The organism is Actinomadura vinacea (assembly GCF_039532545.1).
GTDB lineage: Bacteria > Actinomycetota > Actinomycetes > Streptosporangiales > Streptosporangiaceae > Spirillospora > Spirillospora vinacea.
On record NZ_BAAARW010000011.1, the window covers coordinates 468,458 to 483,698 of the forward strand.

The 15,241-nt window shown below is 71.9% G+C and carries 14 protein-coding genes and 1 pseudogene; 6 read left to right on the plus strand and 9 right to left on the minus strand.

The window, feature by feature from the left end:
- Positions 1-29 precede the first annotated feature (29 nt).
- Entirely contained in the window at positions 30-1,601 is a 1,572-nt protein-coding gene (locus tag ABD340_RS13875; RefSeq protein WP_344589320.1) for a serine/threonine-protein kinase, read from the minus strand.
- A gap of 416 nt (positions 1,602-2,017) precedes the next feature.
- On the minus strand, positions 2,018-3,091 hold the full coding sequence (locus tag ABD340_RS13880) for an ATP-dependent DNA ligase (RefSeq protein ID WP_425547344.1): 1,074 nt from the start codon (positions 3,089-3,091) through the stop codon (positions 2,018-2,020).
- Positions 3,092-3,143: 52 nt separating this feature from the next.
- Here ABD340_RS13880 and ABD340_RS13885 point away from each other — a divergent pair, with 52 nt between their 5' ends.
- Complete coding sequence (locus ABD340_RS13885; RefSeq protein ID WP_344589321.1) at positions 3,144-3,842, plus strand: dihydrofolate reductase family protein; 699 nt, start codon at positions 3,144-3,146, stop codon at positions 3,840-3,842.
- Here ABD340_RS13885 and ABD340_RS13890 read toward each other — a convergent pair.
- Positions 3,824-4,570, minus strand: a complete 747-nt coding sequence (locus tag ABD340_RS13890) for a pyrimidine reductase family protein (protein WP_344589323.1) — start codon at positions 4,568-4,570, stop codon at positions 3,824-3,826. The two genes, ABD340_RS13885 and ABD340_RS13890, sit on opposite strands and share 19 nt — an antisense overlap.
- A gap of 298 nt (positions 4,571-4,868) precedes the next feature.
- On the opposite strand from ABD340_RS13890, the pseudogene ABD340_RS13895 reads away from it, so the two are divergent.
- The 3 genes and pseudogenes from ABD340_RS13895 to ABD340_RS13905 all read left to right on the plus strand — a co-directional run.
- Positions 4,869-4,968: pseudogene (locus tag ABD340_RS13895) on the plus strand (transposase); the annotation flags it as partial.
- A 410-nt stretch (positions 4,969-5,378) separates the two neighbouring features.
- Positions 5,379-6,272, plus strand: coding sequence for an RNA-guided endonuclease InsQ/TnpB family protein (locus ABD340_RS13900; protein ID WP_344589324.1), 894 nt, complete (start codon positions 5,379-5,381; stop codon positions 6,270-6,272).
- Between the two features lie 148 nt (positions 6,273-6,420).
- The gene (locus ABD340_RS13905; RefSeq protein WP_344589325.1) at positions 6,421-6,831 is read left to right on the plus strand and encodes a hypothetical protein; all 411 of its coding nucleotides are present in this window, start codon (positions 6,421-6,423) and stop codon (positions 6,829-6,831) included.
- A gap of 9 nt (positions 6,832-6,840) precedes the next feature.
- On the opposite strand, the gene glgX is transcribed toward ABD340_RS13905, so the two are convergent.
- The 4 genes from glgX to ABD340_RS13925 all read right to left on the minus strand — a co-directional run bounded on the left by glgX (position 6,841) and on the right by ABD340_RS13925 (position 10,733).
- On the minus strand, positions 6,841-8,964 hold the full coding sequence (gene glgX / locus ABD340_RS13910; RefSeq protein ID WP_344589326.1) for a glycogen debranching protein GlgX: 2,124 nt from the start codon (positions 8,962-8,964) through the stop codon (positions 6,841-6,843).
- A gap of 87 nt (positions 8,965-9,051) precedes the next feature.
- Complete coding sequence (locus ABD340_RS13915; RefSeq protein WP_344589327.1) at positions 9,052-9,510, minus strand: ATP-binding protein; 459 nt, start codon at positions 9,508-9,510, stop codon at positions 9,052-9,054.
- A 111-nt stretch (positions 9,511-9,621) separates the two neighbouring features.
- Entirely contained in the window at positions 9,622-10,143 is a 522-nt protein-coding gene (locus tag ABD340_RS13920; RefSeq protein WP_344589328.1) for a GNAT family N-acetyltransferase, read from the minus strand.
- A 26-nt stretch (positions 10,144-10,169) separates the two neighbouring features.
- On the minus strand, positions 10,170-10,733 hold the full coding sequence (locus tag ABD340_RS13925) for a DUF4262 domain-containing protein (RefSeq protein ID WP_344589329.1): 564 nt from the start codon (positions 10,731-10,733) through the stop codon (positions 10,170-10,172).
- A gap of 122 nt (positions 10,734-10,855) precedes the next feature.
- On the opposite strand from ABD340_RS13925, the gene ABD340_RS13930 reads away from it, so the two are divergent.
- Entirely contained in the window at positions 10,856-12,535 is a 1,680-nt protein-coding gene (locus ABD340_RS13930) for an NAD-dependent malic enzyme (RefSeq protein WP_344589330.1), read from the plus strand.
- A gap of 6 nt (positions 12,536-12,541) precedes the next feature.
- Here the strand turns inward: ABD340_RS13930 and ABD340_RS13935 are convergent, their stop codons facing one another.
- On the minus strand, positions 12,542-13,165 hold the full coding sequence (locus tag ABD340_RS13935; RefSeq protein WP_344589331.1) for a GAP family protein: 624 nt from the start codon (positions 13,163-13,165) through the stop codon (positions 12,542-12,544).
- Between the two features lie 132 nt (positions 13,166-13,297).
- On the opposite strand from ABD340_RS13935, the gene ABD340_RS13940 reads away from it, so the two are divergent.
- Positions 13,298-14,830: a hypothetical protein gene (locus tag ABD340_RS13940; protein WP_344589333.1), complete on the plus strand. Its 1,533-nt coding sequence runs from the start codon at positions 13,298-13,300 to the stop codon at positions 14,828-14,830.
- On the opposite strand, the gene ABD340_RS13945 is transcribed toward ABD340_RS13940, so the two are convergent.
- Positions 14,825-15,196 carry a hypothetical protein gene (locus tag ABD340_RS13945; RefSeq protein WP_344589334.1) on the minus strand — a complete coding sequence of 124 codons (372 nt, stop codon included), beginning with the start codon at positions 15,194-15,196 and terminating at the stop codon, positions 14,825-14,827. The genes ABD340_RS13940 and ABD340_RS13945 overlap by 6 nt on opposite strands.
- Positions 15,197-15,241 lie beyond the last annotated feature (45 nt).

Consider the following 15,241-nt stretch of genomic DNA (forward strand, 5'->3'; position numbering starts at 1 on the left):
GGCCGGCCGTCCGCGCGGGACGGCCGGCCTCAGCTCTTCCGGAGGGTGCCCGTGTTGCCGCCGCCCTGGAAGCTGGCGGTGTCGTCGCCGGTCAGCGTGAGCGTCTGCCGGCCGACGGCCACGCACCGGCCCGCCGGGACGCTGCTGGTCACCCGGGTGCTGAGTACGAGCGTCCGTTCGGTGGCCGAGACCAGCCGGCCCACGCCCTCGCACTCGACCTGGCCGCTGGTCGTCCTGGTGGTGACGACATCGCTGCCCTCCCGCCCCTGCCGGATGACCATGCGCCGGGTCTGGGATCCGCTGATGGTGCCCACCCACGTGCCGATGAACTCCGGGGGGACATCCTCGCCCGTCCTCGAGGGAGTGCCCGCGGAGGCGGGCCGAGGAGCCTGTACAAGAGGTGGCGTGGCGTCGGCCTTCTCGTCCCGGTCGGTGGCCACGATAACGGCCACGGAGACCATGGCGACCACCAAGAGCGTCCCCATCGCCACCAGCGCGATCGCCACGCCCCGGGAAGGGGCCCCGCCCGCCTGCGGCGGCACACCGGGCCACGGCGCGGGTGGCCGAGTGGACGGGGAAGCGCCTATTGGCGCGGTTCCCCCGGGGCCCATTCCGGGTGGTGCCGGGGCGGGCGGCGGGGCGGGCGCCGCCGGACCGAAGACCGGCGGGGGAGGCGGCGACGGCCGCTCGTCCGCGGCGCCGTCGGGATCCTCAAGGTCGAGTAGCGCGACCGCGTGCCGGCCCAGCCCGGCCACCACCTCCGCCGGCAGCCAGGGCCCCCCGTCGTCGGCGGACCCCGCCCGCTCGATGATCTCCTCCGGGGACGGCCGCGCCCCCGCGTCCTTGGCCAGGCACGCCTCGACCAGCTCCAGCAGCGGCCCGTCCAGGCCGTCAAGGTCGGGCTCGGCCTGGACGATCCTCATCATCAGCGAGTGCAGACCGCCGTTCTCGGTCGCGAACGGAAGTCGTCCCGTCGCCGCGAATGCCAGGACGGATCCCAGCGAGAACACGTCCCCGGCCGATGTCACCCGCTCGCCCCGGACCTGCTCGGGCGACATGAAGGCGGGCGTCCCGATGACCGCCCCGGTGCGGGTGGCGATGCTGGAGTCCACCGCCCGCGCGATCCCGAAGTCGATCACCCGCGGGCCGTCCAGGGTGAGCAGCACGTTGGAGGGCTTGAGGTCGCGGTGCACCAGCCCGCGGTCGTGCACAGCACGCAACGCACCGCCCAGCCCGGCCGCCAGCGGGCGCAGCGACCGCTCCGGAAGCGGGCCGTACCCGTCGTCGACCACCTCGTGCAGCGTGGGACCGGCGATGTAGGCCGTGGCCAGCCACGGGGTCTCGGCCTCGGTGTCGGCGTCCAGGACCCGGGCGGTGAACTCCCCGCCCACCTCCCGGGCCGACTGCACCTCGTGCCGGAACCGGCGGCGGAACTCGGGGTCGCACGACAACTCAGCGTGCACCAGCTTGATCGCGACCGTGCGGCCGCCCGCCGACCGACCCAGGAACACCGCCCCCATGCCGCCCGCGCCCAACCTGGCCAGCAGCTTGTACGGCCCGATTCTGCGCGGATCCTGGGGCCCGAGGGGCTGCGTGCTCACGTCCGGAACTCCTGGGCGAGTGGGGGCGCTTGATTCCAGGCGAGCGTAGCGCAGCCTTCACACGGCGCAGTCTGCCAGGCCACAGAAGGACCTGATCCGAGAGAACTGACAGGAACAAGACCAGGCGTCCATAACACTCACACAGGCCCATTCCAGTGCGACCCGCTCCGCGCACGGATCTCGGATGCGGCGAGCACGTTGGTAGACCCTCAAGACGGAAACACGGGGGCGAGAACGCAGCTCGTGCACAGTGGCCCGCCCTTTCCGCGCAGGGAGCTCAAGCGTTGCGAGCGCGTCCGGAGGCCTGCGAGATCGAAGCCGGAGGCGAGAATCTCGCAGATCGCGGAGCGATGCAGCGCTCGCCGCGAGCGCGACAAGCGAGGAGCGCCAGCGACGAGTGCAGCTCGCGCACGCAATCAGAGAATTGCGTCCAGGTCGTAGGCGACGGGCACCTCTAGCTGGTCGTAGGTGCATGACTCGGGGGTGCGGTCCGGACGCCAGCGGCGGAATCGGGCCGTGTGCCGGATCCGGTCGCCTTCCATGCCCTCGTAGGCGACCTCGGCCACCAGTTCGGGCCGCAGCGCCACCCAGGTCAGGTCTTTCTTGCCGGTCCAGCGGGAGACGGCGCCCGGCATCCGGTCGCCGCTGGCGGCCGGGTCGGCCTGCCGCGCCCAGGCTTCCCACGGATGGCCGGTGTAGTCGTCCATCCGGTAGGGCTTGAGCTCCTCGACCAGCTCGGCCCGGCGCTTCATGGTGAACGAGGCGGCCACCCCGACATGCTGGAGGTGGCCCTCGGCGTTGTTGAGACCGAGCAGCAGGGAGCCCACGATCGGCCCGGACTTGTGCCACCGGAAGCCCGCGATGACGCAGTCGGCCGTGCGCTCGTGCTTGACCTTGAACAGCACCCGCTTGTCGGGCGCGTAGCCGATGTCGAGCGGCTTGGCGACCACGCCGTCGAGCCCGGCGCCCTCGAACTCCTCGAACCAGCGCAGCGCCAGCTCGTAGGAGTCGGAGGCGGGGGTCACGTGGATCGGCGCCGCCGCCCCGGCCAGTGTCTCGACGAGGCGCCGCCGCCGTTCGCCCAGCGGCACCTCCAGCAGCGACTCGTCGCCCACGGCCAGCAGGTCGAAGGCCACGAACGAGGCGGGCGTCTGCTCCGAGAGCAGCTTGACCCGGGACGCCGCCGGATGGATGCGCTGCTGGAGCCGGTCGAAGTCGAGCCGCGTGCCCTGCCGCAGCACGATCTCGCCGTCGACCACGCACCGCTCGGGCAGCTCCCGCTTCACCGCCTCGACCAGCTCGGGAAAGTAGCGGGTCAGCGGGCGCTCGCCGCGGCTGGACAGCTCCACCTCGTCGCCGTCGCGGAAGACGATGCAGCGGAATCCGTCCCACTTCGGCTCGTACAGCAGGTCGCCCTTGGGCATGGTCTTGACCGCTTTGGCCAGCATCGGCGACAGCGGCAGGCTGATCGGCAGGTCCATGGGTCCCATCTTGCTCCCTGCCACCGACATCGCGCGCCATCGGGGCCGCTAACCTGCGGCTATGCGCCGCCTGCTGCCCGAGCCCGCCGCCGACACCGACCCGTACGAGGCCTACGCCGACGCCCCCGGGCTGCGGCTGGGCATGGTGATGAGCGCGGACGGTTCGGTGACCGACGCCGAGGGCTGGACCGACGGGCTCGGCGGCGCCGCCGACTTCCGGGTCTTCCGGACGCTGCGGGCGCTGGCCGACGCCATCCTGGTGGGCGCGGGCACCGTCCGCACCGGACGGCTCGGACCCGCGCGGCTCCGTCCCGACCTGCGGGAGCGGCGCGGCGGCCCGCCCGCGCCGATCGTCGTGGTGAGCGGGTCGCTGGAGCTGGACTGGTCGCTGCCGCTGTTCACCGCGGCCGAGACCCCGACCGTCGTGGTCACCTCCCGGGCCGCCGCCGAGCGGGCGGAGGTCCCGGGCCCGGTACGGGTCGTGACGGCGGGGGAGGAGGAGATCGATCTTCGCGGCGCGGTCCGGGCGCTGCGGGAGCGGCATCCGCGGCTGCTGTGCGAGGGCGGTCCCGCGCTGGCCACGGCGCTGATCGCGGAGGGCCTGGTGGACGAGCTGTGTCTCAACATCGCCCCGGCCCTCCTCGGCGGCGCCCGGCACACCCGTATCCTCGCCCGGCTGCCCGCCGAGGTCCCGCTCGACCCGGCCGCGATCTACCTGGACGAAGGCGTGCTGTTCCTGCGCTACCGCTTGCGCACGTAGCGGAGGAAGAGGAAGCCCTCGTCGTCCGGGGCCTGGAGGACGTGCGCCAGGCCCAGTTCGGACGGTACGGGCAGCGGCGCGCCGTTCAGCACGCGCGGCGCGCCGCCCCCGCCCAGTACGGGGCTCAGCGTGAGGCACAGCTCGTCCAGCGCCCCCGCCGCCGCGACCTGGGCCAGCACGCGCGGGCCGCCCTCGCACAGCAGCCGGGTGCGGCCCTGTCCGGCCAGCCGGGCGAACGCGGCGGGGAAGTCGACGCGCTCCGCGCCCGCCACGATCACCTCGGCGCGCTCGCGTGCGGCGGCCAGCCGGTTCGGGTCGGCGGCTTGCGCGGTCAGCACGACGGTCGCCGCGTCCGGCGCGGCCGCGGTGAAGACCGGGGCGTCGAAGTCCAGGTCCAGGGTCCGGGAGACGATCACCAGCGCGGGTGTGGCGGACCGTCCCGCGCGCAGCGAGCCCCACTCCGGGCCCGGCCTCGGCGGGCCGTAGCCTTCGGCGCGGACCGTCCCGGCGCCCACGATGATCGCGTCGGCGAGCCCGCGCAGCAGGGAGAACAGGCTGCGGTCGGCCGCGCCGCCCAGGCCGCCGCTGCGGCCCTCCAGGGTCGCGGCCCCGTCCACGCTGGCGATCATGTTCGCCCGCACCCACGGGCGGTCGGGCCGCGGCGGGTAGGCGTAGGCCTCCGCCGGGTCGGCCGGGCTCTCGTCGGGGGACAGCCGTCGCATCAGCATGGGCGCCAAGCTACCGGGCCGCCTTCCGCGGGTCCGGCACCACCACCCGCGTCTCCATTGAGTTTGTGGGCGAGAGGACCCGCGCCTTTAGGCGTGGGGGAATCGCCTGCTCTGACCTCGACCTTTCGCGCGGATCTGCACTGTTGACGTTGAGTGGCGGATACCCGCAGTCACTAGATGTGCACCATATGTATACTACTGATCGTTGTGGCTGTGACACGGAAGGTCCCCTGTTCGTCAAGCACGGGCCGAAGGCATCCGCCTCCTACGTGGCGAACCAGTTCAGGCGAACCAGTTCAAGGGCTTCACCTCCCGCGTACTCCGCCAGGAGTTCCCGCATCTGAAATCGCGGATGCCCACGCTGTGGTCATCGTCGTTCTTCGTCGCCTCGGTCGGCGCGGTCAGCGCGGACACGATCGAGAAGTACATCAACACCCAGTGGGAACGCCCCTGGACCAAGAAGCAGAAGGAACAGGGGGCGAGCGTGCACCGCGCGTATAAGTTCCTCCTGCGCCCCACCGTCCGCCAGGCCCAGGCCCTGGGCGAGATGTTGGCCGATCACTGCTCCCTCTATAACGGGGCCGCTACAAGAACGGCGGGACGCCTACCGGCACTCCTCCAAGACGAGCATCAAGTACGGGCAGCAGTCCGCCCAGCTCAAAGACATCCGGGCGTTCGACCCCGACCGTCAGGGCCGCTGGTCGTTCTCCAGCCAGCAGGCCACCCTGCGCCGCCTGGACAAGGCATTCGCCGCGTTCTTCCGCCGGGTCAAGGCCGGGGACAAGCCCGGATATCCCAGGTTCCGGGGGTGAACTGGTTCGACACGGTGGAGTTCCCCAAGGACGGCGACGGCTGCCGGTGGGACTCCACCCCGCATGACCCCGTCATCCGCGTCCGTCTCCAAGGTGTCGGGCACGTCCGCGTGCACCAGCATCGCCCCGTGCGGGGCCGGGTCAAGACCGTCAGTGTGAAGCGCGAGGGCCGGCGGTGGTACGTCATCCTCTCGTGTAACGATGTCCCGGCCGAACCGCTGCCCGCCACCGGCGCGGTGACCGGCATCGACATGGGCATAACCCACTTCCTCACCACCTCCCAGGGTGAGCACCAGCCCAACCCCAGGCACGGCAAGCGCACCGCCGATTCCCTCGCCGAGGCACAACGCGCACTCAAGGCGTTCCCCAGGCGCAAGCGGGAGCAACGCACCGCCAAGCACCGCCGCGCGGTGGAGAAGGTCGCCGCCCTGCACCGCAAGGTACGACGCCGGCGGCGGGATCACGCGCACAAGACCGCGCTGGCGATGGTCCGCACCTATGACGTGATCGCACACGAGCGGTTGAGTATCGCGAACATGGCCCGCGCACCCAAACCCAGGCCCGACCCCGAGACCCTCGGCGGTTTCCTGCCCAACGGAGCAGCGGCCAAGGCCGGGCTGAACAACAGCATCCACGACGTGGGTTGGGGGGTGTTCCTGGGTATCCTCGCGCACAAGGCTGAGAGCGCCGGTCGCAAGCTGATACCCGTGGACCCCCGCAATACATCCCGCACCTGCCCCCGCCAACTGTGCGGGCATGCCAGCGCGGAGAACCGCCCCACACAAGACAAGTTCTGCTGCGCCCACTGCGGATACACCGACCACGCCGACCGCGTGGGCGCGCTGAACGTCGCTATCAGGGCCGGGCTGGTCCTTCCCGACGTGGCCTGAGCCATCGACAGGAGAAGCCCCTCGGATTCATCCGGGGGGAGGAGTCACAACGTTCTGTGCTGCGATCCCCACGTTTCCGTCATGTCGGAGGACGGCTGGCGGGACACTACGGCCACGGGAGGAAGAACCGCACCGAAGGGAGCCGGGGGTGGAGTTCGCTGCGCTCGGCGCGTGGATCGTCGCCGCGCTCGCGGGAACGTACCTGATGGCCGTCTGGCTCGCGCGCGGGGGGCTGCTGGAGCAGACGACGAAGGTGACGCGCTTCCCGGTCCTGGTCGTGGTGGGGCATCCGCTGGCGGCCGTGATCGGGCTGGCGGTCTGGGTGGCCTACCTGGCGACGGAACGGGCCGGGTTCGCGTGGGCGGCCTTCACCGCGCTGGTGGTGGTCATCATGCAGGGGTTCGTCCTGTTCACGCGCTGGCTGGTGGGTCAGGGCGGGCGGCATGCCAAGGACACTGAGCAGCCGTTCCCGGCCGCGGCCGTCCTGGTGCACGGCGTGCTCGCGGTCGCCACGTTCGTGCTGGTCTTCCTGACCGCGATCCAGGTGAGCGGCCGCTAGCTGTGCCCGCTAGAGCGTGCGGCGCAGAGCGGTTAGGGAGCGGCTCGCCACGGTCACCTGGTCGCGTGCCTTGACCCGCGCGCGCTCGCCGACCGCGCGCGGATCGGCGGTGTCGAGGGTGAACTCCCATCGCTCCCCGTACTCGGGGCCGGGCAGGACGAACTCCACCGGCTCGGAATGGGCGTTGAACAGCAGCAGGAACGAGTCGTCCTCGATCGGCCGGCCGCGCCGGTCGGGCTCGCTGATCGCGTCGCCGTTGAGGAAGACCCCCAGCGACTTGGCGAACCCCGCGTGCCAGTCGTGGTCGGTCATCGGCTCGCCGGCCGGGGTGAGCCACGCGATGTCGGCCGGTTCCGCGCCGGCCGCGCCGCCGGTGAAGAAGCGGCGGCGGCGGAAGATCGGATGGTCCCGCCGCAGCCGCGACAGGATCCGGACGAACTCCAGGTCGCCGGCCGCGTCGGCGCCGGGATCCCACCGCACCCAGGCCAGCTCGTTGTCCTGGCAGTAGGCGTTGTTGTTGCCGCGTTGCGTGCGGCCGAACTCGTCGCCGTGCGACAGCATCGGCACTCCCTGGGACAGGAACAGCGTCGCCAGGAAGTTGCGGCGCTGCCGGGCCCGCAGCGTGCGGATCCCGGCGTCGTCGGTGGGGCCCTCGTGCCCGCAGTTCCAGGACCGGTTGTCGTCGGTGCCGTCCCGGTTGCCCTCGTCGTTGGCCTCGTTGTGCTTGTCGTCGTAGGAGACCAGGTCGTGCAGCGTGAACCCGTCGTGGCAGGTCACGAAGTTGATGGACGCGAACGGGCGGCGCGCGCTGCCCGCGTACAGGTCGCTGGAGCCGGTGAGCCGGGACGCGAACTCCGGCAGCGTCGCCGGCTTGCCGCGCCAGTAGTCGCGGACGGTGTCGCGGTACTTGCCGTTCCATTCCGTCCACAGCGGGGGGAAGTTGCCGACCTGGTAGCCGCCCTCGCCGACGTCCCAGGGCTCGGCGATCAGCTTCACCTGCGACACCACCGGGTCCTGCTGCACCAGGTCGAAGAAGGCGGCCAGCCGGTCGACGTCGTGCAGCTCCCGTGCCAGCGCGGAGGCCAGGTCGAAGCGGAACCCGTCGACGTGCATCTCCAGGACCCAGTACCGCAGCGAGTCCATGATCAGCTGGAGCGCGTGCGGGCTGCGGACGTTCAGCGAGTTGCCGCAGCCGGTGTAGTCGAGGTGGTAGCGCCTGTCGTCGTCGCGCAGCCGGTAGTACGAGGCGTTGTCGATCCCCCGGAACGACAGCGTCGGCCCCAGGTGGTCGCCCTCGGCGGTGTGGTTGTAGACCACGTCGAGGATCACCTCGATGCCCGCCTCGTGCAGCGCCCGCACCATCGCCTTGAACTCCGGCACCTGCTCGCCGCCCTGCCCGGACGAGGCGTAGGCGTTGTGCGGCGCCAGGAAGCCCAGGGTGTTGTAGCCCCAGTAGTTCGTCAGGCCGCGCGCCACGAGCGCGTGCTCGGGGACGTGCTGGTGCACCGGCATCAGCTCGACCGCCGTCACCCCGAGGTCGGTGAGATGGTCGATCATCACCGGGTGGGCCAGCGCCGCGTACGTGCCGCGCTGCTCGGCGGGGATGCCGGGATGCAGCTTCGTCAGTCCCTTGACGTGGGCCTCGTAGATCAGGCTCTCGTGGTAGGGCACCCGCGGCGGCCGGTCGTCGCCCCAGTCGAAGAACGGGTTGATCACCACGTTCTTCGGCATGTACGGGGCGCTGTCGTCGGTGTTGAGCGCGTCCGGGTCGGCGAACCGGTAGGAGAACAGCGACTCGTGCCATCTGATCAGCTCGCCCGGCGCGACGTCCTCGACCGCCTTGGTGTACGGGTCGATCAGCAGCTTGGACGGGTTGCAGCGGTGGCCCTCGCGCGGGTCGTACGGACCGTGCACCCGGTAGCCGTACCGCTGCCCCGGGCCGACGCCGGGCAGGTAGCCGTGCCACACGAACCCGTCGACCTCGGGCAGGTCGTGGCGCTCCTCCCGCCCGTCGGCGTCGAACAGGCACAGCTGCACCCGCTCGGCCACCTCCGAGAACAACGCGAAGTTGGTCCCGGTTCCGTCCCAGGTGGCGCCCAGGGGGTAGGCATCGCCGGGCCACACCTCCTGCATCGGTTCACCTCTCGGCTCGTCGCGGCACGGGTCGCCCCCGGCTTCCGATTGTTCCTTACCCGATCGTTCCCCCGGGGACGGCCCGGCTCAGGCGGGCGGGTGGAGGGCGAACTCGGCCCACACCACCGTGAGGCGGCCGCGCCGCTCGGATCCCCAGGCCAGGCACAGCGCCTCGACCACGTGCAGGCCGCGCCCGCTCTCGCCATTGTCGTCGGGCTCGCGGAGTCGCGGTGAACCGGCTCCCCCCTGGTCGGCTATCTCCAGCCGGAGGTGGTCCTCATCGGCGAGGAAGGTGACCGTGACAGGCCCGGCCGTGTCCCCTCCGGCGCGACTCCCCGGGCGGGAATGCCGCACGGCGTTGGTGAAAAGCTCACTCGCCACGACGGTGAGCTCGTACAGTTCCGGGAAACCGGAGCCTAGCAGCGCCCGCGCGTACCGGCGCACCTGGGCGACCGCGGGCTCGACGCCGGGCAGGACGACGGCGCCCAGTACGGTCGGGTGGAGCCCTCGCGGGGAGCGCGGAACTTCTTCGGCTCGGGACGCCATGGGCGGACTCCTCTCCTGAGCGGAACGCCGTGAGGAACCGGCTACCCGGAGGTACGAGCGGCCGGGCGGGTAGCGCCGCCTCCGGACCGAAAAACTTTGGGCACGCGGGGCTCAGGGGTCCCCGCCGTCGCTCCAGACCACCTCGTCGCCGGCCCGCCCGCCGGTGGGACGCAGCCCGGCGCGGCGGGCGACGGCGGCGGAGGCGAGGTTGGCCGGGTGCACGTTGGCGACGACGCGTCGCACGCCGCGCCCGCCCAGCCAGTCCACGAGGGCGCGGGCGGCCTCGGACGCGAACCCGAACCCCTGGTAGGGCATGCCGATCACCCAGGCGACCGACGCGCACGGCCCGTCCTGGCCCGGGGTCACCGTGGCCTGGACGGTGCCGACGGCCCGGCCGTCCCGGCGGCGCCGCACGATCCAGTTGAGCCACTGCTCCTGGTGGAAGGGCGAGGGGCCCGCGACCAGGTGCTCGTACCGGGCCCGCAGCTCGCCGAGGGGGAGGGGCGCGCCGCCGATGTAGCGGTGCAGCCGGGGGTCGCCGAGCACGTCCGCCATCTCCTCGGCGTGGTGGACGGCCAGCGGTTCGAGCCGCAGCCGGGGCGTCTCGACGGTCTCGGTGATCGGCTCGGGCATCAGGCGACCCTATGCCCGGCCCGTGCTCACAGGTTCCGGGCGTCCAGACGGAGCGTCCACGCGCCTTCGGGGTGCTGCCGGGGGTTGAGCCACAGCCAGGGCTGGGAGCGGCGAAAGGGCAGTTCGGTCCCGGGCTGCCACGGGTAGAGCCCGTTCTCGTCGGGCCACACCGCTTGGAGGAAGGGCAGGGGAGGCCGGCGGTAGAACGCCATCGCGCCGCCGAACGCGCCCTCGTACCAGCGGGGGTCCACGGTCCGGAACGCGGCGGGCCGGCCCCGGACGACGTCGTCGCGCCGTTCCCCGTCCGCGGGCACGCCCCCCTCGGCCGCGGTCCTGCCGAGGGTGTTCAGGATCTCCTCCATCTCGTAGACGTCACCGCCGAACATCGCCAGCTCGGGGGACCGGTGGCTGTGCCACAGCCCGATGGTGTACGCCCAGCCGGGTCCGATGTCGTTGGCGGGGATCAGCACGACGCTCCACCCGTACTGCGTGACGTGCACGATCGTGCGGAGCTGGAAGTTGTCCAGGCTGTCACGATCACCGTGGTCGTGGCAGATGATGCAGGAGCACGCGGGGCGGCCGTCGGACATGATTTTCAGCTTAAGCCCAGTTGATCGCGGCTAAACATTTGGTCGGCCGGCCGTGCCCTGGGTATTTCCAGGGCGGATCGGGGAAGTCGTCCTGTCGCCGGATGCCGAGCGGGGGGCGGGCGATGGGGAACGAACATGTCACCACGGCGCGGGGGCTGGCGGTCCTGCACGACCCGCTGCTGAACAAGGGCACCGCGTTCACGCCGGAGGAGCGGGCGCGGCTCGGTCTGGACGGGCTCGTCCCGCCGGTCGTCGAGACGATCGAGGAGCAGACCCGCCGGGTGTACTCCCAGTACCGGGCGCAGCCGACCGACCTGCTCAAGAACGTCTACCTGGCGGCGCTGCGCGACCGCAACGAGACGCTCTTCTACCGGCTGCTCTCCGAGCACCTGCGGGAGATCCTGCCGATCGTGTACGACCCGACGGTCGGCGAGGCGATCAGGTCCTACAGCCACGTGTACCGGCGCCCGCGCGGCGTCTTCCTGAGCGTCGACGACATGAACGGCATCGGCCGCGCGTTCGACAACCTGGGCAGAGGGCCGGACGAGGTCGACCTGATCGTGGCCTCCGACGCCGAGCAGATCCTGGGCATCGGCGACTGGGGCGTGGGCGGCGGCGCGGGCATCGCGGCGGGGAAGCTGGCCGTCTACACCGCCGCCGCGGGCGTCGACCCGGCGCGGGCCGTCCCGGTGGCCCTGGACGTGGGGACCGACAACGCCGAGCTGCTCAACGATCCGGCCTACGTGGGCAACCGGCACGGGCGGGTGCGCGGCGAACGCTACGACGAGTTCATCGACGCCTACGTCACGGCGGCCACCCGCCGGTACCCGGCGGCGCTGCTGCACTGGGAGGACTTCGGGCCGTCCAACGCCCGCCGGATCCTGGAGCGGTACGCCGAACGGCTCTGCACGTTCAACGACGACATGCAGGGCACGGGCGCGATCGTGCTCGCCGCGGTGCTGTCGGCGGTGAAGGTCACCGGGACGCCGCTGCGCGACCAGCGGATCGTGGTGTTCGGCGCCGGGACGGCGGGCGTCGGGATCGCCGACCAGCTGCGCGAGGCGATGGTCCGCGACGGCCTGGACGGCGGGACCGCGACCCGCCGGATCTGGGCGGTCGACAGGCAGGGCCTGCTCACCGACGCCACCCGCGGCCTGCGCGACTTCCAGGTCCGCTACGCCCGGCCGTCGGCCGAGGTCGCCGGCTGGGCCAGGGACGGCGAGGGGCGCGTCACGCTGGCAGAGACCGTCGCGCGGGTCGGGCCGACTTTGCTGGTCGGCGCCTCGACCGTGCGCGGCGCGTTCACCGAGCCGATCGTGCGGACGATGGCCGCCGCCGTGGAGCGTCCCGTCATCTTCCCGATCTCCAATCCGACCGAGCGGATGGAGGCGACGCCGTCCGACCTGCTGCGGTGGACGGACGGCCGCGCCCTGGTCGCCACCGGCGTCCCGGCCGATCCGGTCGTCCACGGCGGCGACATCCACGAGATCGGGCAGGCGAACAACGCGCTGCTGTTCCCGGGGCTGGGCCTGGGCGCGATCGCGTCGCGGGCGCGCCGGATCAGCGACGGCATGCTGCGGGTCGCGGCCGAGGCCGTCGCGGGGCTGGTGGACGTCTCCGTGCCGGGTGCGTCCCTGCTGCCCATGGTCGACGACCTGCGCGAGATCTCCGCGGCGGTGGCGGCGCGAGTGGCCGGGTGCGCGGCCGACGAGGGCCTGGCCCGCGCGGAGCTGGAGGATCCGGAGCGGCAGGTGCGCGAGGCCATGTGGCGTCCGGAGTACCGGCCGGTCCGCGCGGGCTGACGCCGGTCAGGTCAGGACGAGCACCGCGAACAGGCAGCAGACCGCGATGTTGATCAGCCAGCTGTGCGAGTTCAGCCAGTCGCGCACCGCGGGCATCGCCGTCTCCGCGCGCCGCCGGAAGATCAGGAACGCCAGCAGCGGCAGCGCGGCGATCAGCAGCGTGACGGCGATGAACGGGGCCGCCTCCACCAGCCCCGCCTTGCTCCGCTCCAGCGACACCCCGACGTTCAGCATCACGATGATGTCGGTCGGCATCAGCAGGACCAGCAGCGCCCCGAGCGCCAAGGCCCGCCGCGGCTCGGCCGTGACCAGCCCGGACAGCCAGCGCGGCGGTTCGGCCGTGGCCCGTCCCAGGTAGTTCTTCACCGCCAGCGCGGCGAGCAGCGCCACCAGCACCAGCTGGACGACCAGCCCCTTGGTGCCGCCCTTGTCCGAGAGGGAGACCACCCCGCCCAGGAGGTGCGCGAGCAGCCGCGCGACCGTCAGCCCGACCAGTATCGCCGCCAGTATCCCGAGCAGGAACGCCAGCGACACCAGCACCGGCCGCCGTGCCGTCACCAGCACCACGGCCGAGATGATCTGCGGACCCGCCATCATCGTGATGGCGAGCGGAAGCACGTCCAGGTTCATCGGCCCACCTCCTCTCCTGGCCAGCCCACCCGAAAGCGGCCCGCGAGTCACTCACCCGCGTGGGTGAGCCGTCCCGGAGCGGGCGGAAAATGGAATGGCGGGCGGAGAGTGCCGGATGGTCTGATCCTCGCGATGTTCATGATCACGTTCCTGCGGGAATTCCAGAGCTGGTACTGGGACTGCGACTTCGACGAGGCCGAACTGCAGGCCGCGTTCGAGGCCACCAACGTCGCGACGACCCACGACGAGTTCCAGCGGGCGTTCCTGGTGCTGCTGCGCAGCGACGACATCGCCGCCCGCGGGACCGCACTGGACTTCTTCGACCGTGCCGTGGCCACCAGCCGGTTCGGCGAGGCCAATCCGTTCGAGCCCTTCCTGGAGGAGGTCCTGGCGACGGCGCGCGAGATGCTGCGCCGCCCGCCCCGGCCCGGCGACGACATCGCCTTCGAAGGCGCCGACCACGCCAGCGCACTGCTCGCCCTCAAGAACGACGCGGGCCCCGAAGACGCCGAGGCCGTCCTCGCCGTGCTGCGGCGGCGCCCCGACGGCGATCTGCTGTTCAACGCCCTGGGCACGGCGGGCACCGTCCTGTGGAATTCCGATACCCCTGAAGCCCGGCTGGTCGCGTTGATCGGCGAGATGGCGTTCGACCGGTCGCTGGACATCGATGACCGGCGCGAGGCGCTGGGCGCGCTGCGCAACGCGCCCGGCGACGAGGTGACCGAGCTGCTGGTGCGCGCGACCGGCGAGGACGACAGCCTCTTCCAACAGGAGGCGGCGTGGGCGCTGTCGATCGGCAGGCGCTTCTACGCCCACCGCGACCTGCTCGAACGACTCAACGCGTCCTGGACGGAGGAAGAACGCCGCGGCCCTGGGACCGAAGTTCGCTGGGCCTTCGAGCCCGGCCCGCACAGCACCTACTGGGCAGGGGCCGAACTCGACAGCCCGCGGCTGCGGCGAGCCCACGGCGAGATGCGCGCCCCTACCAGCGAACGAGCCCACCGGGCCGCGTTCCGGACGATGCTGCACAGCGGACGCGTCGTGGCGGTCGGCATCGCGTTCGACCACTTCTGCGACACCGACGGCCTGATCCGCTTCGGTATGGACACCGAGGTCTTCCACGCCGATCTCCGCGCCGTCGCCCGCCACGTCCTGACGCAGCCGCCGTCATCGGAGCAGACCGCCCCGGAGAGCGGAGCCGGAGCCGACCATGCCAGTGCGCTCGACGTCCTCGCGCAGCTCGCTGAGCCCGCGGACGCCGAACTGCTCGCCACCGTGCTCCGGCGCCGTGACGCGCCACCACTGGTCCGCGAGCGCGCGCTCCGTGCGGCGCAGGACTTCCTCGACCGCTGGGACATGCCGGACGACCGGGTCGTCGCCGCCCTGGAGGAGATCATCTTCGACCCTTCGGCCGACATGGACGACCGCGAGCTCGCCGTCATCGCGCTGTTCGACGTGCCAGGGCCGGGCGTCACCGCCGTGCTCGTGCGCGCGGCCCGTTCCAGCGTCCTGCCCATCCAGGTGGAAGGCGCGCTCGGCCTCGCCAAGGACCACCTGATCGACGCGCACCGCGACCTGATCAGTGATCTCGTCGCGTCCTGGCCGAGCGGCGACGACGAGCCCGACCGGGCCTGGCTCGTCCACCACAGGCTCGAGCGGTCATGAACCCGGACGGCCGCAACGAGCCTGGCGGGCGGTGTGGCAGTCGTCGCAGAGGGTCTTGATCCAGCGCTCCTTCCGCGCCTCGCCGGGTTCGCCGCAGGACTCGCAGATCCTCCCCGACTCCTCCTCGGCGGCCCGCACGAGCCGCCGCGCCTCGTCGTCCTCCCTCGCCATCCGCTGCGACTCCTGCTCGTCGGGCAGCCGGCCGGTCTCGATGAAGTCCCCGCGCTGCAGACCGGTGGCGAGGTAGATCCGCAGCATCCCCCACTTCTCCTTGAGCTGCCGGACCTGGTAGTCAGGGTTGACGGCGATCAGTTGCTCGTGCAGGCGCCGCAGTAGCGGATGCCAGCCTCGACCGACGGAATCCATCCAAAAAGGGATCTGCTCGGACACGTTCCGGCTCCTCTCGTACCC